Source organism: Pseudomonas sp. SDI, from assembly GCF_003105155.1.
GTDB lineage: Bacteria > Pseudomonadota > Gammaproteobacteria > Pseudomonadales > Pseudomonadaceae > Aquipseudomonas.
In genome coordinates this window covers 59285-78565 of sequence record NZ_QETK01000017.1, presented here as the reverse complement: position 1 = coordinate 78565, position 19281 = coordinate 59285, and the positions used below count along the sequence as shown (strand labels likewise).

At 64.0% G+C, this 19281-nt stretch carries 20 protein-coding genes; 12 read left to right on the top strand and 8 right to left on the bottom strand.

The features are described 5' to 3' along the window. The first annotated feature begins 116 nt into the window (after positions 1 to 116). The 6 genes from ssuE (at position 117) to DCO48_RS13245 (ending at position 4837) form a co-directional block, all read left to right on the top strand. Positions 117 to 710 (top strand): NADPH-dependent FMN reductase, encoded by a 594-nt coding sequence (gene ssuE, locus DCO48_RS13270; RefSeq protein WP_116551064.1) that lies wholly within the window; start codon positions 117 to 119, stop codon positions 708 to 710. Positions 711 to 806: 96 nt separating this feature from the next. Next, positions 807 to 1772 carry a sulfonate ABC transporter substrate-binding protein gene (locus tag DCO48_RS13265; protein ID WP_116551063.1) on the top strand — a complete coding sequence of 322 codons (966 nt, stop codon included), beginning with the start codon at positions 807 to 809 and terminating at the stop codon, positions 1770 to 1772. A gap of 58 nt (positions 1773 to 1830) precedes the next feature. After that, complete coding sequence (ssuD, locus tag DCO48_RS13260; protein WP_116551062.1) at positions 1831 to 2979, top strand: FMNH2-dependent alkanesulfonate monooxygenase; 1149 nt, start codon at positions 1831 to 1833, stop codon at positions 2977 to 2979. Between the two features lie 10 nt (positions 2980 to 2989). Next, positions 2990 to 3787, top strand: coding sequence for an aliphatic sulfonate ABC transporter permease SsuC (ssuC, locus tag DCO48_RS13255; protein ID WP_116551061.1), 798 nt, complete (start codon positions 2990 to 2992; stop codon positions 3785 to 3787). Then, on the top strand, positions 3784 to 4596 hold the full coding sequence (gene ssuB, locus DCO48_RS13250) for an aliphatic sulfonates ABC transporter ATP-binding protein (RefSeq protein ID WP_165840770.1): 813 nt from the start codon (positions 3784 to 3786) through the stop codon (positions 4594 to 4596). Before ssuC ends, ssuB begins: the two co-directional genes overlap by 4 nt. A 25-nt stretch (positions 4597 to 4621) precedes the next feature. Beyond that, positions 4622 to 4837, top strand: a complete 216-nt coding sequence (locus DCO48_RS13245; RefSeq protein ID WP_009400132.1) for a molybdopterin-binding protein — start codon at positions 4622 to 4624, stop codon at positions 4835 to 4837. A gap of 45 nt (positions 4838 to 4882) precedes the next feature. On the opposite strand, the gene DCO48_RS13240 is transcribed toward DCO48_RS13245, so the two are convergent. The 4 genes from DCO48_RS13240 to DCO48_RS13225 form a co-directional block, all read right to left on the bottom strand. Continuing rightward, positions 4883 to 5509: a TetR/AcrR family transcriptional regulator gene (locus tag DCO48_RS13240; RefSeq protein WP_116551060.1), complete on the bottom strand. Its 627-nt coding sequence runs from the start codon at positions 5507 to 5509 to the stop codon at positions 4883 to 4885. 1 nt (position 5510) lies between these two features. Then, on the bottom strand, positions 5511 to 7100 hold the full coding sequence (gene gshA / locus DCO48_RS13235; protein ID WP_116551059.1) for a glutamate--cysteine ligase: 1590 nt from the start codon (positions 7098 to 7100) through the stop codon (positions 5511 to 5513). A gap of 153 nt (positions 7101 to 7253) precedes the next feature. Next, a complete protein-coding gene (locus DCO48_RS13230) occupies positions 7254 to 7637 on the bottom strand; it encodes a PaaI family thioesterase (protein ID WP_116551058.1) in 384 nt (127 codons plus the stop codon). Further along, the gene (locus DCO48_RS13225) at positions 7637 to 9958 is read right to left on the bottom strand and encodes a Tex family protein (RefSeq protein WP_116551057.1); all 2322 of its coding nucleotides are present in this window, start codon (positions 9956 to 9958) and stop codon (positions 7637 to 7639) included. Before DCO48_RS13225 ends, DCO48_RS13230 begins: the two co-directional genes overlap by 1 nt. A 243-nt stretch (positions 9959 to 10201) precedes the next feature. Here DCO48_RS13225 and ompR point away from each other — a divergent pair, with 243 nt between their 5' ends. Further along, positions 10202 to 10942, top strand: coding sequence for a two-component system response regulator OmpR (gene ompR, locus DCO48_RS13220; RefSeq protein ID WP_116551056.1), 741 nt, complete (start codon positions 10202 to 10204; stop codon positions 10940 to 10942). 127 nt (positions 10943 to 11069) lie between these two features. Next, positions 11070 to 12383 carry an ATP-binding protein gene (locus tag DCO48_RS13215; protein ID WP_116551055.1) on the top strand — a complete coding sequence of 438 codons (1314 nt, stop codon included), beginning with the start codon at positions 11070 to 11072 and terminating at the stop codon, positions 12381 to 12383. On the opposite strand, the gene rimK is transcribed toward DCO48_RS13215, so the two are convergent. Together rimK and DCO48_RS13205 are read right to left on the bottom strand one after the other, a co-directional pair. Continuing rightward, complete coding sequence (rimK, locus tag DCO48_RS13210) at positions 12384 to 13289, bottom strand: 30S ribosomal protein S6--L-glutamate ligase (protein ID WP_043861622.1); 906 nt, start codon at positions 13287 to 13289, stop codon at positions 12384 to 12386. It abuts the gene before it with no gap. Next, a complete protein-coding gene (locus DCO48_RS13205; protein ID WP_116551054.1) occupies positions 13286 to 13768 on the bottom strand; it encodes an ATP-dependent zinc protease in 483 nt (160 codons plus the stop codon). The genes rimK and DCO48_RS13205 overlap by 4 nt, the downstream gene beginning before the upstream one ends. Before the next feature lie 109 nt (positions 13769 to 13877). Between DCO48_RS13205 and DCO48_RS13200 the strand changes: the two genes are divergently transcribed. Beyond that, complete coding sequence (locus tag DCO48_RS13200) at positions 13878 to 14279, top strand: RNA-binding S4 domain-containing protein (protein ID WP_116551053.1); 402 nt, start codon at positions 13878 to 13880, stop codon at positions 14277 to 14279. On the opposite strand, the gene DCO48_RS13195 is transcribed toward DCO48_RS13200, so the two are convergent. Continuing rightward, the gene (locus DCO48_RS13195; protein WP_116551052.1) at positions 14276 to 15076 is read right to left on the bottom strand and encodes a phosphatase PAP2 family protein; all 801 of its coding nucleotides are present in this window, start codon (positions 15074 to 15076) and stop codon (positions 14276 to 14278) included. The two genes, DCO48_RS13200 and DCO48_RS13195, sit on opposite strands and share 4 nt — an antisense overlap. A 105-nt stretch (positions 15077 to 15181) precedes the next feature. Between DCO48_RS13195 and hslO the strand changes: the two genes are divergently transcribed. From hslO to DCO48_RS13180, 3 genes are all read left to right on the top strand, one after another. Further along, the gene (gene hslO, locus DCO48_RS13190; RefSeq protein WP_116551051.1) at positions 15182 to 16084 is read left to right on the top strand and encodes an Hsp33 family molecular chaperone HslO; all 903 of its coding nucleotides are present in this window, start codon (positions 15182 to 15184) and stop codon (positions 16082 to 16084) included. Between the two features lie 179 nt (positions 16085 to 16263). Continuing rightward, entirely contained in the window at positions 16264 to 17805 is a 1542-nt protein-coding gene (locus DCO48_RS13185) for a phosphoenolpyruvate carboxykinase (protein WP_116551050.1), read from the top strand. 169 nt (positions 17806 to 17974) lie between these two features. Further along, a complete protein-coding gene (locus tag DCO48_RS13180; RefSeq protein WP_116551049.1) occupies positions 17975 to 18403 on the top strand; it encodes a thioesterase family protein in 429 nt (142 codons plus the stop codon). Between the two features lie 173 nt (positions 18404 to 18576). Here DCO48_RS13180 and DCO48_RS13175 read toward each other — a convergent pair whose 3' ends face one another. Then, positions 18577 to 19047 carry a YMGG-like glycine zipper-containing protein gene (locus DCO48_RS13175; protein ID WP_116551048.1) on the bottom strand — a complete coding sequence of 157 codons (471 nt, stop codon included), beginning with the start codon at positions 19045 to 19047 and terminating at the stop codon, positions 18577 to 18579. Positions 19048 to 19281: the final 234 nt, after the last annotated feature.

The window sequence follows — 19281 nt, the reverse complement described above, 5'->3', positions numbered from 1 at the left end:
ATAAACAAATGAAAAAATATGATTTATGGATATATGTCGTCACCTGTTAATGTCACTTTATTCCAGCGAGCTACCCACCTCGCAGCCCTCTAGAACCCGATCAAGGAAGCGCTTCAATGCTGGTTGTTTCTCTCGGCGGTAGTCCCAGTCTGCGCTCGCGCTCCGGCGTGTTGCTCGACCGTTCCCGCCTCTGGCTGCAACGCCACGGCGTCGAAGTGGTGACCTTTCAGGTTCGTGACTTCCCGGCCGATGACCTGCTCCACGCCCGCTTCGACAGCCCGCAAGTCCAGCACTTCCTGCAACTGGTAGAACAGGCCGATGGCCTGGTAGTGGCCACCCCGGTCTACAAAGCCTCCTTTGCCGGTGCCCTGAAAACCTTGCTCGACCTGCTGCCCGAACGCGCCCTGGAGCACAAAGTGGTCCTGCCCATCGCCACCGGTGGCAGCATCGCCCACATGCTCGCCGTGGATTACGCACTCAAGCCGGTGCTCTCGGCGTTGAAGGCCCAGGAGACCTTACAAGGGATCTTCGCCGACGACAGCCAGATCGCCTACGGCGAAGGCAGCGCCGCCGCGCAACTGGCGCCGGCGCTGGAGCAACGCCTGAGCGAATCGCTGGAACTGTTTCACAGTGCCCTGGCCCGGCGACCGAAACCGGTCGCCCCTGGGCTGCTCAACGAACGTCTGCTCAGTGCTCGCTGGAGCATCTGAGGCAGGCTAACCGATCCATCGCAACACCCCACCTTACTCGCCCGCCAACGGGCAAGCAGGTGCAGCCTGAACCCCCACTGCAAAAAGGAGAGCGCTATGCGCACTGTCGTTTTGCGTCGCGGTCTGGTCGCTCTGTTTGCTGCGGCTGTGTCCTTCGGCGCCATTACTCAAGCTCAAGCCGAAACCCTGCGTATCGGTTATCAGAAATACGGCACCCTGGTGCTGCTCAAAGCGAAGGGCACCCTGGAAAAACGTCTCGCCGCCCACGGCGTTGACGTGCAATGGACCGAGTTCCCCGGCGGCCCGCAACTGCTCGAAGGCCTCAATGTCGGCTCGATCGACTTCGGCGTCACTGGCGAAACCCCACCGGTATTCGCCCAGGCCGCCGGCGCCGACCTGCTCTACGTCGCCTACGAACCGCCAGCCCCCAATAGCGAAGCGATCCTCGTGCCCAAGGGCTCGCCGATCACCTCGGTGAAAGACCTCAAAGGCAAGAAAGTCGCCTTGAACAAAGGCTCCAACGTGCACTACCTGCTGGTACGTGCCCTGGAAGACGCCGGCCTGCAATACACCGACATCACCCCGGTCTTCCTGCCCCCCGCCGATGCCCGCGCGGCCTTCGAGCGTGGCAGCGTCGATGCCTGGGTGATCTGGGACCCGTACCAGGCGGCCGCCGAACAGCAACTGCAAGCGCGCACCCTGCGCGACGGCAACGGCATCGTCGACAACCATCAGTTCTACCTGGCCACCAAGCCGTATGCGCAGCAGCACCCACAGGTGATCAATGCGCTGGTCGAGGAGGTTCGTGCAGTCGGCGAATGGTCCCAGGCCAACCCGCAGGAAGTCACCGATCAGGTCGCACCGCTGCTCGGCCTGCCGGCCGATATCACCCTGACCTCGGTCAAGCGCCAGGGCTATGGCGCGCACTTCATCAGCCCAGAGGTGGTCAGCGCGCAGCAGAAGATTGCCGACACCTTCTACACCCTGAAACTGATTCCCAAGCCCCTGAGCATCAAGGATGTGATCTGGACGCCAGCGGCCAAGGTCGCCACCGCCCCCTGACGCTTTGTCCGCACCGGGGCGCCGTCCCGGTTTGCGCCACCCTTAGGAGACAACTCCAATGAGCCTCAACGTTTTCTGGTTTCTTCCGACCCATGGCGACGGCCATTACCTTGGCACCGCCGATGGCGCCCGCGCCGTCGATCATGGCTACCTGCAGCAGATTGCCCAGGCCGCGGATCGGCTCGGTTTTGGCGGCGTGCTGATCCCGACCGGGCGTTCCTGCGAGGATTCCTGGCTGGTGGCGGCGTCGCTGATCCCGGTGACCCAGCGCCTGAAGTTCCTTGTCGCGCTGCGGCCAGGGATCATCTCGCCCACCGTTGCCGCGCGCCAGGCGGCTACCCTCGATCGGCTGTCCAACGGCCGCGCACTGTTCAACCTGGTGACCGGTGGCGACCCGGAGGAGCTGGCCGGCGACGGGCTGTTCCTCAGTCATGAAGAGCGGTACCAGGCGTCGGTGGAGTTCACCCGCATCTGGCGCCGGGTGCTGGAAGGCGAAACCGTCGACTACGATGGCCAGCACATCCAGGTCAAAGGCGCCAAGCTGCTCTACCCACCCGTGCAGCAACCGCGGCCGCCGCTGTACTTCGGGGGCTCGTCGGCAGCCGCGCAAGACCTTGCCGCCGAGCAGGTCGAGCTGTACCTGACCTGGGGCGAGCCGCCAGCCGCCGTCGCCGAAAAAATCGAGGAAGTCCGCGCCAAGGCCGCCAAGCTGGGGCGCAGCGTGCGCTTTGGCATCCGCCTGCACGTGATCGTGCGGGAAACCAACGAAGAAGCCTGGCACGCCGCCGAGCGCCTGATCTCGCACCTGGACGACGACACCATTGCCCGTGCCCAGGCCTCGCTGGCGCGCTTCGACTCGGTTGGCCAGCAACGCATGGCTGCGCTGCATGGCGGTAGCCGCGACAACCTTGAAGTCAGCCCCAACCTCTGGGCCGGCGTCGGCCTGGTGCGTGGCGGTGCCGGTACGGCACTGGTCGGCGATGGGCCGACCGTGGCGGCACGGGTCAAGGAGTACGCGGCGCTGGGCATCGACACCTTTATCTTCTCCGGTTATCCACACCTGGAAGAGTCGTATCGGGTGGCCGAGCTGCTGTTCCCGCACCTCGACATCCAGCGCCCGGAAGCGCCGAAAAGCAGTGGCTACGTGAGCCCGTTCGGCGAAATGGTCGCCAACGATATCCTGCCCAAATCCGCTGCACAGCGCTGAGGGCCAGGTCATGAGTCATCCTCCCTCAACCCCCTGGCGCCAGCGCCTCGCGCCCTGGGCCCTGCCGGTGCTGCTGCTGGCCATCTGGCAACTGGCCGTCAGCGCCGGCTGGCTGTCGACACGCATCCTGCCGGCGCCGAGCGCGGTGCTCAGCGCCGGTATCGAGCTGGTGCGCAGCGGCGAAATCTGGACTCACCTGGCCATCAGCGGCTGGCGTGCCGGCCTGGGCTTCGTCATTGGTGGCAGCATCGGCCTGGCGCTGGGCTTTATCACCGGCCTGTCGAAATGGGGCGAGCGCCTGCTCGACAGCTCGGTGCAGATGATTCGCAACGTACCGCACCTGGCGCTGATTCCGCTGGTGATCCTGTGGTTCGGCATCGACGAGTCGGCGAAGATTTTCCTGGTGGCCCTGGGCACCTTGTTCCCGATCTACCTGAACACTTACCACGGTATTCGCAACGTCGACCCGGCGCTGGTGGAGATGGCCCGCAGCTATGGCCTCAGCGGTTTCGCGCTGTTCCGTCAGGTGATCCTGCCGGGTGCCTTGCCGTCGATCCTGGTCGGTGTGCGCTTTGCCCTGGGCTTCATGTGGCTGACCCTGATCGTTGCCGAAACCATCTCGGCCAACGCCGGTATCGGTTACCTGGCGATGAATGCCCGCGAGTTCCTGCAGACCGACGTGGTGGTCCTGGCCATTGTGCTCTACGCGGTGCTTGGCAAGCTCGCCGACCTTGCCGCCCGTGGCCTGGAGCGTGTCTGGCTGCGCTGGCACCCGGCGTATCAAACGGCCAAGGGAGACAGCGCATGAGCATCCTTAAAGAATCACCGCCACGGCTGCTGCGCGGGATTCCGCTGGCCGTGCGCAACGTGCAGAAAACCTTTGGCCAGCGCCAGGTGCTGCGGGATATCGACTTGCATATTCCGGCCGGGCAATTCGTCGCCATCGTTGGCCGCAGCGGCTGTGGCAAGAGCACCTTGCTGCGCCTGCTGGCCGGGCTTGACGTGCCGAGCGGCGGCGATCTGCTGGCCGGCTCGGCGCCGTTGAGCGAGGCCCGCGAAGACACCCGGCTGATGTTCCAGGAAGCGCGCTTGCTGCCCTGGAAGCGGGTGATCGACAACGTCGGCTTGGGGCTCGCCGGTAACTGGCGGCCACGGGCACTGGAAGCCCTGGAAGCGGTCGGCCTGGCCGATCGCGCCAATGAGTGGCCGGCGTCGCTGTCGGGCGGGCAGAAGCAGCGGGTGGCGTTGGCCCGTGCGCTGATTCACCAGCCGCGCCTGTTGCTGCTGGACGAGCCGTTGGGGGCGCTGGATGCGCTGACGCGGATCGAGATGCAGCAGTTGATCGAGCGCCTCTGGCGTCAGCATGGTTTCACCGTGTTGCTGGTGACCCACGACGTGGCCGAGGCGGTGGCGGTGGCGGATCGGGTGATCCTGATCGAGGACGGCGCGGTGGGCCTGGACCTGAGCGTCGACCTGGCGCGGCCACGGGCGCGTGGCTCGCATCGTCTGGCGGCGCTGGAAACCGACGTATTGAACCGCGTTCTGTCGGTACCGGGCACGCCGCCCGAGCCCGAACCCGTAGCACCTTTGCCCACGCAACTGCGTTGGGCGCATTGACCTCTACCTAGAAAGGACCTTGAAGATGACCATCAAAGCGATCAACGTGCGTAACCAGTTCAAAGGCACTGTGAAAGAAATCCTGGAAGGCCCGGTGCTGTCGGAAATCGACGTGCAGACGGCGTCGGGAATCGTCACCTCGGTGATCACCACCCGCTCGGTTAAAGAGCTGGAGCTGACCATCGGCAGCGAAGTGATTGCGTTCGTGAAATCGACTGAAGTGTCGATTGCCAAGCTCTGAATTGCGGTGCGGCTATCGCGGGACGACTCGTCCCGCGATTGGGCCTCAACGGCGGGCCAGAAACGGCGGCAAATACAGTCCCAGATAGGCATCGAATACCCGCATGCCTTCCTCGGCCATGCGCGGCGTGATCTGCCCGTGCAGTTGCACCGAGCGCGCATACACCCGGTCGCCCAGCTCCATCGCCAGGGCAAACACGTCGACATCATCAGGCAGCACCGGCAACTGGAAGTGCTGGTCGAACAACGCCTGCATCAGCGCCCCCAGCTCCAGATCGTGCTGCCGGTCGGCCTGCACCACTTCGCTTAAGCCGTGCTGCGCCAGAATCAGCTGCCGCGCCGCCGCATCGCCATTGTAGATGCTCAACATGCGCTGCTCGACCAGCCGCGACAGATCCCGCCAGCTGTGCAGGTTGCCCGGGTCGATCGGCGCCTGCAGGCAAGCGCGAAACGCCCTGTGCACGTCCGCCGTCAGGGCTTCGAGCAAGGCCGGGACGCTGGCGAAGAAGTGATACACCGACGACGGCGGGATCTGCGCCCGCTCGGCGACGCTGTAGATCGACAGGCAGGCCACGCCTTCGCGGGCCAGCAAGGTGCGCGCGGCGTCGAGGATCGAGTCGATCCGTGCCTGGCTGCGCGCGCGCGGTTTGCGCGGTGTGGCGGTGCGCGTCATGTCAGTTGCTGATCGCCAGAATGCTCGCCTGGTAGGCGCTGACAAACAGATCGAAATCGACCGGATGTTCTTCCCGCTCCAGCGTTGCCTGGGCTTCCAGCGACGCCTGTGCCAACGCCTCGAAGTGCTGCTGCTCGGCACTGCTCAGCGCCTCGCCACGGAAGAACTCGGCATGTGCCTGGCTCTGCCGCAGGGCGAAGCGGCTGAAGCTTTCCTGGTGCGCGCGCATGCTGTCGAGTACCTGCGCCGACGGTGTCAGCGCTGGCTCTTTGACCTTGGCCTTCTGCATGGCCAGGGCCTTGGCGTGTTCGTCGCCACCCAGGCTGCGGTCGAGCACTGCTGCCAGTGGCGCGATGCGCTCAAGCAACTCGTCAGCCCACTGCGTCAGGGTGATCGGTTGACCGCCGCGGCTCAGTTGCAGATTCGGGCGCCGACCTTCCTTGACTACGCTGAGGAAGTTGCTGGTGCATTGGCCGCATTCGCCGTTTTCCAGCAGCGGGCTTTCTTCCAGTGCGCAGAACAGCAGGAACGCATCGAGGAAACGCGCCTGCGGCAGGTCGATGCCGGTCGGCAGGAACGGGTTGATGTCCAGGCAACGCACTTCGACGTACTGGATGCCACGGGCAACCAGGGCCTGGATCGGCCGCTCGCCGGAGTAGGTGACGCGCTTGGGGCGGATATTCGAGTAGTACTCGTTTTCGATCTGCAGGATGTTGGTGTTCAGTTGTACCCATTCGCCGTCCTGGTGCGTGCCGATCTCGACATACGGTGGATACGGTGTGGCCACCGCCTTGCGCAGGCTGTCGGTGTAGCTGGCGAGGTCGTTGTAGCACGGCGTCAGGCCGGCCTGGGCGTTGCTCTGGTAACCCAGGTCGCTCATGCGCAGGCTGGTGGCGTACGGCAGGTACAGGGTGTCGGCGTCGAACGGTTCGAGCTGGTGCGGACGGCCGCGGAGGAAGCCGGCATCGAGCGCCGGCGAGGCGCCGAACAGGTACATCAGCAGCCAGCTGTAGCGGCGGAAGTTGCGAATCAGAGCGATATAGGCCGACGACTGATACTCGCGCTCGTCGACACCGGCCTGGCCTTCGGCCTGGCGCAGCAGCGGCCAGAGCTGTTCCGGCAGCGAGAAGTTGTAGTGAATCCCGGCGATGCACTGCATGGTGCGGCCGTAACGCAGGGCCAGGCCCTTGCGGTAGACGTACTTGAGCTGACCGATGTTGGAGCTGCCATACCAGGCGATCGGGATGTCTTCCTCGGCCGGTAGCGGGCAGGGCATCGAAGGGCTCCAGAGGAACTCCTCGCCCAGTTTGGTGTAGGCGAAGCGATGGATGCTTTCCAGGCTTTCGAGGGTCTTCGCAGGGTCGGCCAGGGCCGGCGTGATGAACTCCAGCAGCGACTCGGAATAGTCGGTGGTGATCTGCTCATGGGTCAACGCTGCACCGAGAGCCTCGGGATGCGGGGTCTGGGCCAGGCGGCCGTCGGCGGTCACGCGCAGGCATTCACGCTCGATGCCGTGCAGGCACTGCTTGAGCAGGGAGAGGTTGTCGCCTTCGCCGAGCAGGCTCAGGCGGCGGTTGAGAAGTTCGCTCAAGATGGATTCCTTCACGCGTCAGTCGCCCCAATATGGGGGTAGAGGTGACGGTCTACAAGGGTGGACAGAGGAACTGGCGTTGTCGCCTGGTTTTCGCAGGGTTCCGGCAGTGCCCGCGCACTGCCGAAAGTACCGCACAATAGGCGTTTGCGGCTAGAGCGCGGCGAAGGTGCCTTGCGCTTTGGCCATCAGCTTGTCGCCCTGCAACACGTCAGCCTCGACCACCAGGATGCGCCGCCCGGCCTGCAGCACGCGGGCGATGCACAGCACTTCGCCGTCGCTGACCGGGCGCAGGTAGTTGATCTTGCATTCCACCGTCACGCTGTGCCGGTCGAAGCCGTGGGCGCTGGAACAGGCCAGGCCCATGGCGGTGTCGACCAGGCTGAAGATCGCCCCGCCGTGGAGCATGTTGCCGCGGTTGCGCAGGTGCGGGGCGAGCGCCAGGCTCACCTCGGCAACGCCTTCTTCAAGGCGTTGCAGACGGCAGCCGAGCAGCTCGCTGAAAGCGCTTTGGGCAAAACCCTCGGGCACCGCCATCACTTCTTCTTCAATTGCTTGGCGTTGGCGAACAGCGCCGCCATGGCGTTGTTGCTCGGCGCTGCGGTTTCCTTGGCGCGGGCCGGCTGGCTCGGCTGCTGACGTGGCGCCGAGCCTGGGCGGCTGCCACGGGCGCCGTCGATCTTCTCGCCCGGGGTGTCGCCCATGCGCATCGACAGGCCGACGCGTTTGCGCGGAATGTCGACTTCCATGACCTTGACCTTGACCACGTCGCCGGCCTTGACCGCTTCGCGCGGGTCCTTGATGAACTTCTCGGACAGCGCCGAGATGTGCACCAGGCCGTCCTGGTGCACGCCGATGTCGACGAAGGCACCGAAGTTGGTGACGTTGGTGACTACGCCTTCGAGGATCATCCCCAATTGCAGGTCCTTGAGGTCTTCGACGCCTTCCTGGAACTCGGCGGTCTTGAACTCGGGACGTGGGTCGCGGCCCGGCTTGTCGAGTTCCTGGAGGATGTCGGTGACGGTCGGCAGGCCGAAGGTCTCGTCGGTGAACTTTTTCGGGTCCAGGCGCTTGAGGAAGCCACTGTCGCCGATCAGCGAGCGGATATCGCGGCCGGTATCGGCGGCGATGCGCTGCACCAGCGGGTAGGCTTCCGGGTGCACTGCCGAAGCGTCCAGCGGGTTGTCGCCGTTCATTACGCGCAGGAAGCCGGCGGCTTGTTCGAAGGTTTTCTCGCCCAGGCGGCTGACTTTCTTCAGCGCCGCGCGGGTCTTGAACGCGCCGTTGGCGTCGCGGTGGGCCACGATGTTCTGCGCCAGGGTGCTGTTCAGGCCGGAGATGCGCGCCAGCAGCGCCACCGAGGCGGTGTTGACGTCAACGCCGACGGCGTTCACGCAGTCCTCGACCACGGCGTCGAGGCCGCGTGCCAGCTTGAGCTGGGACACGTCGTGCTGGTACTGGCCGACGCCGATGGATTTCGGGTCGATCTTCACCAATTCGGCCAATGGGTCCTGCAGGCGGCGGGCGATGGACACCGCGCCACGGATCGACACGTCGAGGTCGGGGAATTCGCGGGCGGCCAGCTCGGACGCCGAATACACCGAAGCGCCGGCCTCGGAGACCATGATTTTGGTCATCTTCAGGGCTGGGTATTTTTTGATCAGTTCGGCTGCGAGCTTGTCGGTTTCGCGGCTGGCGGTGCCGTTGCCGATGGCGATCAGCTCGACCGAGTGCTTGGCGCACAGCGCGGCGAGCACGGCGATGGTCTGGTCCCACTGGTTTTTCGGCACGTGCGGGTAGACCGTAGCGGTGTCCAGCAGCTTGCCGGTGGCATCCACCACCGCCACCTTGCAGCCGGTGCGCAGGCCCGGGTCGAGGCCCAGGGTCGCCCGCGGGCCGGCCGGGGCGGCCAGCAGCAGGTCGTGCAGGTTGTGGGCGAAGACGTTGATCGCTTCGCCTTCGGCGTTGTCGCGCAGCTCGCCGAACAGGTCGGTTTCCAGGTGGCTGTAGAGCTTGACCTTCCAGGTCCAGCGCACCACTTCGCCGAGCCACTTGTCGGCCGGGCGGTTGCGGTTGGCCAGGCCGAAGTGCTCGCCGATCATCAGCTCGCAGGGGTGCAGGGTGCCCGGCAGTTCTTCGCCGACTTTCAGGGTGGCCGACAGCACGCCTTCGTTACGCCCGCGGAAAATCGCCAGGGCACGGTGCGACGGCACGCTTTTCAGCACTTCGTCGTGTTCGAAGTAGTCGCGGAACTTGGCCCCTTCCTCCTCCTTGCCGGCCACCAGGCGGGCGCTGAGCACGGCTTCCTGCTTGAGGAAGCTGCGCAGCTTGTCGAGCAGGCTGGCGTCCTCGGCGAAGCGCTCCATGAGGATGTACTTGGCGCCTTCGAGCGCCGCCTTGACGTCGGCCACGCCTTTTTCCGCATCAACGAAGCGTGCCGCTTCGGTTTCCGGGGTCAGTTGCGGGTCGTTGAACAGGCTGTCGGCCAGCTCGCCGAGGCCGGCTTCGAGGGCGATCTGGCCCTTGGTGCGGCGCTTCTGCTTGTACGGCAGGTAGAGGTCTTCGAGACGGGTCTTGGTGTCGGCCAGCTTGATCTCGCGGGCCAGCTCCGGGGTCAGTTTGCCCTGCTCCTCGATGCTCGCCAGGATGCTCACGCGGCGCTCGTCGAGTTCGCGCAGGTAGCGCAGGCGTTCTTCCAGGTGGCGCAGCTGGGTGTCGTCCAGGCTGCCGGTCACTTCTTTTCGGTAACGGGCGATAAAAGGCACCGTGGAGCCTTCATCAAGTAGCGCCACGGCCGCTTCGACCTGTTGCGGGCGGACGCCGAGTTCCTCGGCGATGCGGCTGTTGATGCTGTCCATAAAACCACCTGACAAATTGTGAGTGCGAAGGCCGCCGTAGAGGCGCTGCAGGGCGCGCAAGGGCAGGGCGACACTGAATCAAAGCGGCGCATTATACCCAGCGTGCGCCGCTTGCGGTGATAGCGCCTGGCCAGCTGTGCTGGCGGCATGGATGGCGCCCGGGGAAAAATCTGCTAACAATGCACACGGCCCGCTCAAATGGCAGCTAAGCCATAATGCGCGCCGAGATCAGAGGAGTTATCCATGAGCAGCACTGCACAAACTGCCGAAGGCGAAAAAATTCTCATCGTCGACGATGACCCGGGCCTGAGCAGCCTGCTGGAACGTTTCTTTACCAGCAAGGGCTTCCGTGCCCGCGCAGTACCGAATGTCGAACAGATGGACCGCCTGCTGGCCCGTGAAGTCTTCAACCTGGTGGTGCTCGACCTGATGTTGCCTGGCGAAGACGGCCTGTCCGCCTGCCGCCGCCTGCGCGCGGCGAACAACCAGATCCCGATCATCATGCTCACCGCCAAGGGCGACGAGCTCAGCCGTATCAAGGGCCTGGAACTGGGCGCCGACGATTATCTGGCCAAGCCGTTCAACCCCGACGAGCTGGTTGCGCGAGTCAAGGCTGTCCTGCGTCGGCAGTCGCCGAGCGTACCGGGCGCCCCAGGCAGCGAAGACGAAACCGTTACCTTTGGCGAATACCAGCTGTCGTTGGCCACCCGCGAACTGAAGCGTGGCGACGAAGTACACATGCTCACCACCGGCGAGTTCGCCGTACTCAAGGCCCTGGTCATGCACGCCCGCGAGCCGCTGACCCGTGACAAGCTGATGAACCTGGCCCGTGGCCGCGAGTGGGATGCGCTGGAGCGCTCCATCGACGTACAGATTTCCCGACTGCGCCGGATGATCGAACCGGATGCGTCGAAACCGCGCTATATCCAGACGGTATGGGGCGTTGGCTATGTGTTCGTGCCGGACGGTAGCACCAGCAAGTGATGTTTCGTTTGTAGAAACAGGTCTCCAATCACAGGGCCGCCCACGGGGTTGCCCTGTTTTTGCGTGTGCCGAATTCTACAAGGCCCGCGAGCCACGCTCGTGCCTGCAAAGTGTGTAGTCGCTGTCCATGAAAACGCCCCTTTGGTTTCCCCAGAGCTTCTTCGCCCGCACCCTCTGGCTGGTGCTGATCGTCGTCCTGTTCTCCAAGGCACTGACCCTGGTGTATCTGCTGATGAACGAAGACGTGCTGGTCGACCGCCAATACAGCCATGGGGTGGCGCTGACCCTGCGCGCCTACTGGGCGGCCGACGAGTCGAACCGGGAGAAGATCGCCGAAGCCGCCGGGCTGATCCGGGTGGTCGGCAGCGGCGTGCCGGAAGGCGAGCAGCATTGGCCCTACAGCGAGATCTATCAGCGGCAGATGCAGGCCGAACTGGGCGACGACACCGAAGTGCGTTTGCGCATCCATTCGCCGCCGGCGCTGTGGGTGCGCGCGCCGAGCCTGGGCGCCGGCTGGCTGAAAGTGCCGTTGTATCCGCACCCGCTGCGCGGGCAGAAGATCTGGAGCGTGCTCGGCTGGTTCCTCGGCATCGGCCTGTTGTCGACGGCCTCGGCGTGGATGTTCGTGCGGCAGCTCAACCAGCCGCTCAAGCGCCTGGTGTTCGCGGCACGGCAACTTGGCCAGGGCCGCAGTGTGCGCCTGCCGATCAGCGACACCCCCAGCGAGATGACCGAGGTGTACCGCGCCTTCAACCAGATGGCCGAAGACGTCGAGCAGGCCGGGCGCGAGCGCGAGCTGATGCTGGCGGGGGTTTCGCATGACCTGCGCACACCGCTGACGCGCCTGCGCCTGTCGCTGTCGCTGTTGGCCAATGACAGCGACCTGACCGACGACATGGTGCGCGACATCGAAGACATGGACGCGATCCTCGACCAGTTCCTGGCATTCATTCGCGATGGCCGCGACGAGCCGGTCGAGGACGTCGACCTCAGCGATCTGGTGCGTGAAGTGGTGGCGCCGTTCAACCAGCCGGAGGAGCGTGTACGCCTGTGTCTGGAGCCGATCCCGCCGTTCCCGCTGCGCCGGGTGTCGCTCAAGCGGCTGCTCAACAACCTGATCGGCAATGCCTTGTATCACGCCGGCAAGGGCGTGGAAGTGGCGGCCTACGTGTCGGGCGACAGCGGCGCGCCCTACGTGGTGCTGAGCGTACTCGACCGGGGGGCCGGCATCGACCCGGCCGAGCTTGAAGCCATCTTCAACCCGTTTATTCGCGGCGACCGCGCGCGCAGCGGCAAGGGCACCGGGCTGGGGCTGGCGATCGTCAAGCGGATCGCTGCCCAGCACGGCGGCAACGTCGAGCTGCGCAACCGCTCCGGCGGTGGCATCGAGGCGCGCGTGCGCCTGCCGTTGGGCCTGCTGCTGCCGCGCGGCGCAGTGTAATCAGCCTTTGCCCTTGGTACGGGTCAGGTTTGGCCCGCCGTTCTTCTCCAGGTGCTCGATGATCATTCCGGCAACGTCCTTGCCGGTGGTGACTTCGATGCCTTCCAGGCCCGGCGAGGAGTTCACCTCCATCACCAGTGGGCCGTGATTGGAGCGCAGGATATCGACTCCGGCAACGCTCAGGCCCATGACCTTGGCCGCGCGGATGGCGGTCATGCGCTCCTCCGGGGTGACTTTGATCAGGCTGGCGGTGCCACCCCGGTGCAGGTTGGAGCGGAACTCGCCGGGCTTGGCCTGGCGCTTCATCGAGGCGATGACCTTGTCGCCGACCACGAAGCAGCGGATATCGGCGCCGCCGGCCTCCTTGATGTACTCCTGAACCATGATGTTCTGCTTCAGGCCCATGAACGCCTCGATCACCGACTCGGCGGCCTTGGTGGTTTCGCACAGCACCACGCCGATGCCCTGGGTGCCTTCGAGCACCTTGATCACCAGCGGCGCGCCGTTGACCATCTGGATCAGGTCGGGAATGTCGTCCGGGGAGTGGGCAAAGCCGGTCACCGGCAGGCCGATGCCGCGCCGCGAGAGCAATTGCAGCGAGCGCAGCTTGTCCCGCGAGCGGGCAATGGCGACCGACTCGTTGAGCGGGAATACACCCATCATTTCGAACTGGCGCAACACGGCACAGCCATAGAACGTGACCGACGCGCCGATCCGCGGGATCACCGCGTCGAACCCTTCCAGCGGCTTGCCGCGGTAGTGGATCTGCGGCTTGTGGCTGGCAATGTTCATGTAGGCGCGCAGGGTGTCGATCACCACCATTTCATGGCCTCGTTGCGTTCCGGCTTCGACCAGACGACGAGTGGAATACAGACGCGGGTTCCGCGACAGCACAGCGATCTTCATGCAACACCTGTTGAAGGGGTAATGGTGGCCGGGAATGCCGGCTTGTCCTGAACGTATTTGAGACCGGGGTTGACCACCAGTTGGCCATGCACCAGCGCCTTGGAACCGAGCAGCAGGCGGTAGCGCATGGCCTTGCGGCAGGCCAGGGTGAATTCGACTTGCCAGACCCGGTCACCCAACGCCAAGGGCGTGCGGATGACGTAGCGGATCTGGGCGTGGCCGTTGGAGCTCTTGATGGTTTTCTGGGTGACCAGTGGCGCTTCGCAGCGCCGGTGTCGCAGTTGTACCCGCGAGCCCAGGTGCGCATTGAAACGTACCCATTGCGCGCCATCGCGCTCGAACACTTCGACCTCGGTGGCATGCAGGCTGGACGTGCTGGCGCCGGTGTCGATCTTGGCGCGCAGGCCGGCCACGCCGAGGTCGGGCAGGGCCACCCACTCGCGCAGGCCGATCACAGTCAGATGGTCAAATGTCTTCAAAATGCACAACCTGCGAAAAAGTCGGTGAACTGTAAGCACGCCGCGTACTTTTTGCATCCGCCAGTTACGGTAGTACAGTTCCGTGAAAGATATGACAGGGGGAAATGCTATGGCACAAAAGCCGGAAGACGACGACAAGGTACGTCTGGACAAGTGGCTCTGGGCCGCGCGCTTCTACAAGACCCGGGCCCTGGCCAAGACCGCCATCGAGAGTGGCAAGGTGCATTGCCGGGGCGAGCGCTGCAAGCCCGGCAAGGAGCCGCGGGTGGGCGACGAGTTCGTGTTGCGTACCGGTTTCGACGAGCGCACCGTGGTGGTCAAGGCGCTGTCGGTGGTCCGCCGAGGCGCCCCCGAGGCCCAGGCACTTTATGAGGAGACGGCGCAGAGCATTGTCCGCCGCGAACAGGCGGCGGCGCTGCGCAAGGCCGGCGCGCTGGGCGTGACCACCGACGGCCGGCCGACCAAGAAACAGCGGCGCCAGTTGCACCAGCTCCACGATAATGCTGGTTAGCTGGCACCTAGCACGTTCAGGCGGCCCAGCAGCGGCAGCCGCGCGAGCCGCTCGAACAGCGGTGCGGTCAGGCGCAGCAAGGCGCGGCTGAGGTGCGCCGCGAACGGTGTGTAGACGCTCCAGCCCAGGGCCAGTATGGCCATGGCCAAGCCGCCGATATAGTCGTCCTGGCCCCAGTGGGCGCCGGCGACCAGGCGCGGCAGCATGAACAGCACCGCCAGGGTCCAGATCAGCAGGTGCTGGCCGGGCGTGCGGCTGAACAGGCTCATGAACATGCCCCACAACAGCAGCACCGAGGCGTGGTCGCCGGGGAAGCTCTTGCTGGAGCGGTCCTTGAGTTCCCAGAGGGCTTCCAGGTTCGGGTAGTAATCGCTGAGCAGGATCGAATCGCCGAACACCATCGACGGGCTGTGATGCTGCCAGCCCATGGCGGCGACGAGCTTGGAGAACAGCGCGCGCACCAGCAGCAACAGCAGCAGGCTGACGAAGAAACCGAAGAATGCCTGGCGCGTCTGCCTGGCCCTGAACACCCAGTTGCCACGCAGCAGCAGGCAGAGCAGGATCAGGCCGACGACAATATCGAACGGACGCAGGCTGCCGACGGTCCAGATGTAGCGCCAGGTCTCACTGTCCGCCAGCGGGCGGTTGAGCAGGTGAAACAGCCATTCGTCGAAAGTCAGGCAGAGGATCTGGCCAAACGGCCATAACCAGAAACACAGTAGTGCGACGGGCAATGCCGTGCAGAGAAACAACGGGCGCCAAGCCCACCTTGCTTGGAACAGTGACGGATTGTCCATAAAATACCCCTTTGCTGCGTTTGACGCGTGCACCATTCTGGTGCTCTAAGCCGGGCGTTATAGGCCCTTGTCACCCATTTGTCATCATTCAGAAAGCCAGAACCCATGTCCGATTTGCCAGATACCGACTTCACCCAACGCTTTATTTTCGACGACCACGACATTCGCGGTGAGCTGGTCGGGCTCGAGCAAAGCTATGCCGAGGTCCTGGCAAAACACCCGTATCCGCAACCCGTCGCGCAGTTGCTCGGTGAGCTGATGGCGGCGGCTGCATTGCTGGTCGGCGCGCTGAAGTTCGATGGCCTGCTGATTTTGCAGGCGCGTTCCGAAGGCCCGGTGCCGCTGCTGATGATCGAATGTTCAAGCGAGCGCGAAATCCGAGGCCTGGCCCGCTACAACGCCGAGCAGATTGCCGCCGATGCCACCCTGGCCGACCTGATGCCCAACGGCGAGCTGGCCTTGACCATCGACCCGGCGCGCGGTCAGCGCTACCAGGGCATCGTCGATCTCGACGGCGAGACCCTGTCGGAATGCTTCACCCACTACTTCGTGACCTCGCAGCAGGTAACGACCAAGTTCTGGCTCAGTGCCGACGGCCGTCGCGCCCGTGGCCTGCTGCTGCAACAGCTGCCGGCCGACCGCCAGAAGGACGACGATGACCGGGCAGCCAGCTGGCAGCACGTCACTGCTCTGGGCAACACCCTGCAGGTGGAAGAGCTGCTGGGCCTGGACAACGAAACCATCCTGCACCGCCTGTATCACGATGATGCCGTGCGCCTGTTTGATATTCAGCCGCTGCACTTCCGCTGCAGTTGCTCGCGCGAGCGCTCCGGCAACGCGCTGGTCAGCCTCGGTCAGGCCGACGCCGAACAGCTGGTTCAGGAGCGTGGCGGGCAGATCGAGATCGACTGTCAGTTCTGTAACCAGGCCTACCTTTTCGACGCTGCCGACGTCGTGCAACTGTTCGCCGGCGGCGGCGCAGACTCACCGTCGGATACTCGTCACTAAAACGTTTCAGTTTAGGTAAATCTCCTGTCTAACGCCGGAAAGCCGCCGTTCTGACAGGAGGGCCCTACTTTTTTTGGGCGTTTCTGGCATAATCCGGCCACTTTTTTCGCTGTAGTAGTTTTCAAAGAGTTACTACAAAACGTTTGGAGCACTCGGCCGCAGGCCGGATGGGGAATCTCATGACGCAAGCCAACAACACCGTGTACAACGACCTGAGCGTCGATGAGCTGGTAAAAGAAGCGCTGAACCGCGGTGAAGGCGAACTGGCCGACACTGGCGCGCTGGTCGTGAAAACCGGTCACCGCACTGGTCGTTCGCCAGTTGACCGGTTCATCGTCGAAGAGCCGTCCACGCAGGACGCCATCGCCTGGGGCCCGATCAACCGCAAGTTCCCGGCCGACAAGTTCGATGCCCTGTGGGCGCGGGTTGAGGCGTTCAACAATGCTCAGGAGCATTTCGTTTCCCACGTTCACGTAGGTGCGGCCGCTGAGCACTACCTGCCTGTGCGCATGACCACCCAGACGGCCTGGCAGAACCTGTTCGGTCGTTGCCTGTTCATCAACCCGGCCCAGTACAACCCGGCTGGCCGTGATGAGTGGCAAGTGCTGAACGTGGCCAACTTCGAGTGCGAGCCTGAGCGTGACGGCACCAACTCCGACGGTTGCGTGATCATCAACTTCGCCCAGAAGAAAGTCCTGATCGCCGGCATGCGCTACGCCGGTGAAATGAAGAAAGCCATGTTCTCGGTGCAGAACTTCCTGCTGCCGGCTGCCGACGTGCTGCCGATGCACTGCGCTGCCAACATTGGCGAAGCAGGCGACGTCACCCTTTTCTTCGGTCTGTCGGGTACCGGCAAGACCACCCTGTCGGCTGACGAAAGCCGCTACCTGATCGGCGACGACGAGCACGGTTGGGGCGAAGGCGTGGTGTTCAACATTGAAGGCGGTTGCTATGCCAAGTGCATCGACCTGTCGGAGAAGAACGAGCCGGTCATCTGGAAAGCCATCAAGCACGGCGCCGTGCTGGAAAACGTGGTGCTGGACGACGCCAAGAAGGCCGATTACGCCGATGGCAGCCTGACCCAGAACAGCCGCGCCGCCTACCCGCTGGAGCACGTCGAAAAGCGCTCCGAGCACAACCTGGGCGGCGAGCCGAATGCAGTCATCTTCCTGACCTGCGACCTGACCGGCGTATTGCCGCCAGTGTCGATCCTCAGCGAAGAGCAGGCGGCTTATCACTTCCTGTCCGGTTACACCGCACTGGTCGGTTCGACCGAAATGGGTTCGGGCAGCGGCATCAAGTCGACGTTCTCCACCTGCTTCGGCGCGCCGTTCTTCCCGCGTCCGGCTGGCGAGTACGCTGAACTGCTGATCAAGCGTATCCGTGGTTTCGGCTCGAAAGTTTACCTGGTCAACACTGGCTGGACTGGTGGTGGCTACGGCGTTGGCAAGCGCTTCAACATCCCGACCACCCGTGCGGTGATCGCAGCGATCCAGAGCGGCGCGCTGGTCGGTGCCGAAACCGAGCACCTGGACATCGTCAACCTGGACGTACCGAAACTGGTACCTGGCGTTGAAACCGTCCTGCTGAACCCACGTAACACCTGGGCCGATCAGGCAGCGTACGACGAAGCGGCCAAAGGCCTGGCGAACCTGTTCATCGAAAACTTCAAGAAATTCGAAGTTTCCGACGCCATCAAGGCAGCTGGCCCACAACTGTAAGTTGTCGCCACTGCGTTGAAAAAACCGCCCTTCGGGGCGGTTTTTTTGTGGGTGATGTTCGGGCAGGCCTCGACCTCGGTCGGAGCCGGCCTCCGCCGGGCCCAGCAGGGAACACCATCTCCCACATGCTTTAGACTGCTCGACACTTTTGTCCGTGAGGCCTATAGGCATGACCGAAATCCCCCTCCGCGAGCACTACCTGCACTTCCAGCCAATCCTCAGCCGCTGGCAGGACAACGATCTCAATGGCCACATTGCCAGTGCCACGGTCTACGGCTTTTTCGACAGTGCCATTCAGAGCCTGCTGATCGAACGCGCCGGGATCGATCCGCAAACCGGTGCGGTAGTGGCTTTTGTGGTGAGCTCGGCCTGCGATTTTTACGCTTCGGCGGCCTTCCCCGAGCGCCTGGAGGTTGGCGTGCGGGTTGCGCGCCTGGCCGGCAGTTCGGTGGAGTATCAGCTGGCGTTGTTCCAGCTCGGCGAGGGGCAGCCGTGTGCGGCCGGGCGGGTGGTGCAGGTATTCGTCGAGCGCGAGTCGAATCGTCCGGCGGTACTGCCGGCAAGCCTGCTTGCGGTGTTGCAGGCCCTGCACGGCTGACGCTCAGTCGTTGATGCGGATAATTTCTTCGCGGAAGAAATAGGTTTCCTGGCACAACAGCACAGGAAGCCGGTGGCGCAGACCTCGGGGCCGATGCTTGCGCGGATTCGCGCGCGGCATCAGCCCAGCAGGATTCGTCTAGGCGTTTGGCTTAAGCCTGGACGGCCTGGGCCTTAGCGGTCGCGCCAGTGACGTTTGTGCTTGCGATGGCCGTAGTGATGGCCGCGGTCGTAGTAACGACGGTCGTCGTAGCCACGGTTGCGGTAGCGACGGTCTTCGTCATCGCTCTTGTTGCCCATGTAGTTGCCCAGTGCACCGCCGGCACCACCGCCGGCTGCGGCGCCGATCAGGCTGCCGGTGTTGCCGCCCATGTTGCGGCCGACCACGTTGCCGCCTGCTGCGCCAAGGGCACCACCAATGGCGGCTTCGCCACGGCTGCGTTTGTCTGCGCCGACGGCGCTACCGGCCGCGCCACCCAGGCCGGCGCCAATTGCCGAACCGGTGCTGCCGCCAATCGACTGGCCGACGACCGAGCCCAATACCCCACCCAATGCGCCGCCGATGCCGGCTTCGGTAGTGCCACCTGCAGAGGCAACGCCGCTCAGCAGGCTAAGGGACAACACGAGAATCGAGGAGTACTTCATACGAGAGCCTCAAAGGGATGACGGCGCGATCCTGAGGCTAGGCGAGGTGGCTTTCAACGAGAATCCGACGAGTAACACGACGGGTATACAAATTCATAAGTTACTGTTTTAGCAGTGAAACTTAATTGATTTTTCGCGGTCAGAGATTGCTTGGAACGAGGCCCTGGCAGTGATGTCAGGGCCTTTTTTGTGCCTGTGGAAACCTGGCAATGGGCGTTTGTGGGCGCTGGTAAT

Bases quoted from the DNA above. Each gene is read 5' to 3' on its own strand.
- DCO48_RS13215 (WP_116551055.1), top strand. From the start codon at position 11,070: ATGAAAACGCCCCTTTGGTTTCCCCAGAGCTTCTTCGCCCGCACCCTC.
- DCO48_RS13240 (WP_116551060.1), bottom strand. From the start codon at position 5,509: ATGACGCGCACCGCCACACCGCGCAAACCGCGCGCGCGCAGCCAGGCA.
- hslO (WP_116551051.1), top strand. From the start codon at position 15,182: ATGTCCGATTTGCCAGATACCGACTTCACCCAACGCTTTATTTTCGAC.
- DCO48_RS13265 (WP_116551063.1), top strand. From the start codon at position 807: ATGCGCACTGTCGTTTTGCGTCGCGGTCTGGTCGCTCTGTTTGCTGCG.
- DCO48_RS13195 (WP_116551052.1), bottom strand. From the start codon at position 15,076: ATGGACAATCCGTCACTGTTCCAAGCAAGGTGGGCTTGGCGCCCGTTG.
- DCO48_RS13200 (WP_116551053.1), top strand. From the start codon at position 13,878: ATGGCACAAAAGCCGGAAGACGACGACAAGGTACGTCTGGACAAGTGG.
- ssuB (WP_165840770.1), top strand. From the start codon at position 3,784: ATGAGCATCCTTAAAGAATCACCGCCACGGCTGCTGCGCGGGATTCCG.
- ssuC (WP_116551061.1), top strand. From the start codon at position 2,990: ATGAGTCATCCTCCCTCAACCCCCTGGCGCCAGCGCCTCGCGCCCTGG.
- ssuD (WP_116551062.1), top strand. From the start codon at position 1,831: ATGAGCCTCAACGTTTTCTGGTTTCTTCCGACCCATGGCGACGGCCAT.
- DCO48_RS13185 (WP_116551050.1), top strand. From the start codon at position 16,264: ATGACGCAAGCCAACAACACCGTGTACAACGACCTGAGCGTCGATGAG.
- DCO48_RS13245 (WP_009400132.1), top strand. From the start codon at position 4,622: ATGACCATCAAAGCGATCAACGTGCGTAACCAGTTCAAAGGCACTGTG.
- ompR (WP_116551056.1), top strand. From the start codon at position 10,202: ATGAGCAGCACTGCACAAACTGCCGAAGGCGAAAAAATTCTCATCGTC.
- DCO48_RS13175 (WP_116551048.1), bottom strand. From the start codon at position 19,047: ATGAAGTACTCCTCGATTCTCGTGTTGTCCCTTAGCCTGCTGAGCGGC.
- DCO48_RS13180 (WP_116551049.1), top strand. From the start codon at position 17,975: ATGACCGAAATCCCCCTCCGCGAGCACTACCTGCACTTCCAGCCAATC.
- DCO48_RS13225 (WP_116551057.1), bottom strand. From the start codon at position 9,958: ATGGACAGCATCAACAGCCGCATCGCCGAGGAACTCGGCGTCCGCCCG.
- DCO48_RS13230 (WP_116551058.1), bottom strand. From the start codon at position 7,637: ATGGCGGTGCCCGAGGGTTTTGCCCAAAGCGCTTTCAGCGAGCTGCTC.
- rimK (WP_043861622.1), bottom strand. From the start codon at position 13,289: ATGAAGATCGCTGTGCTGTCGCGGAACCCGCGTCTGTATTCCACTCGT.
- ssuE (WP_116551064.1), top strand. From the start codon at position 117: ATGCTGGTTGTTTCTCTCGGCGGTAGTCCCAGTCTGCGCTCGCGCTCC.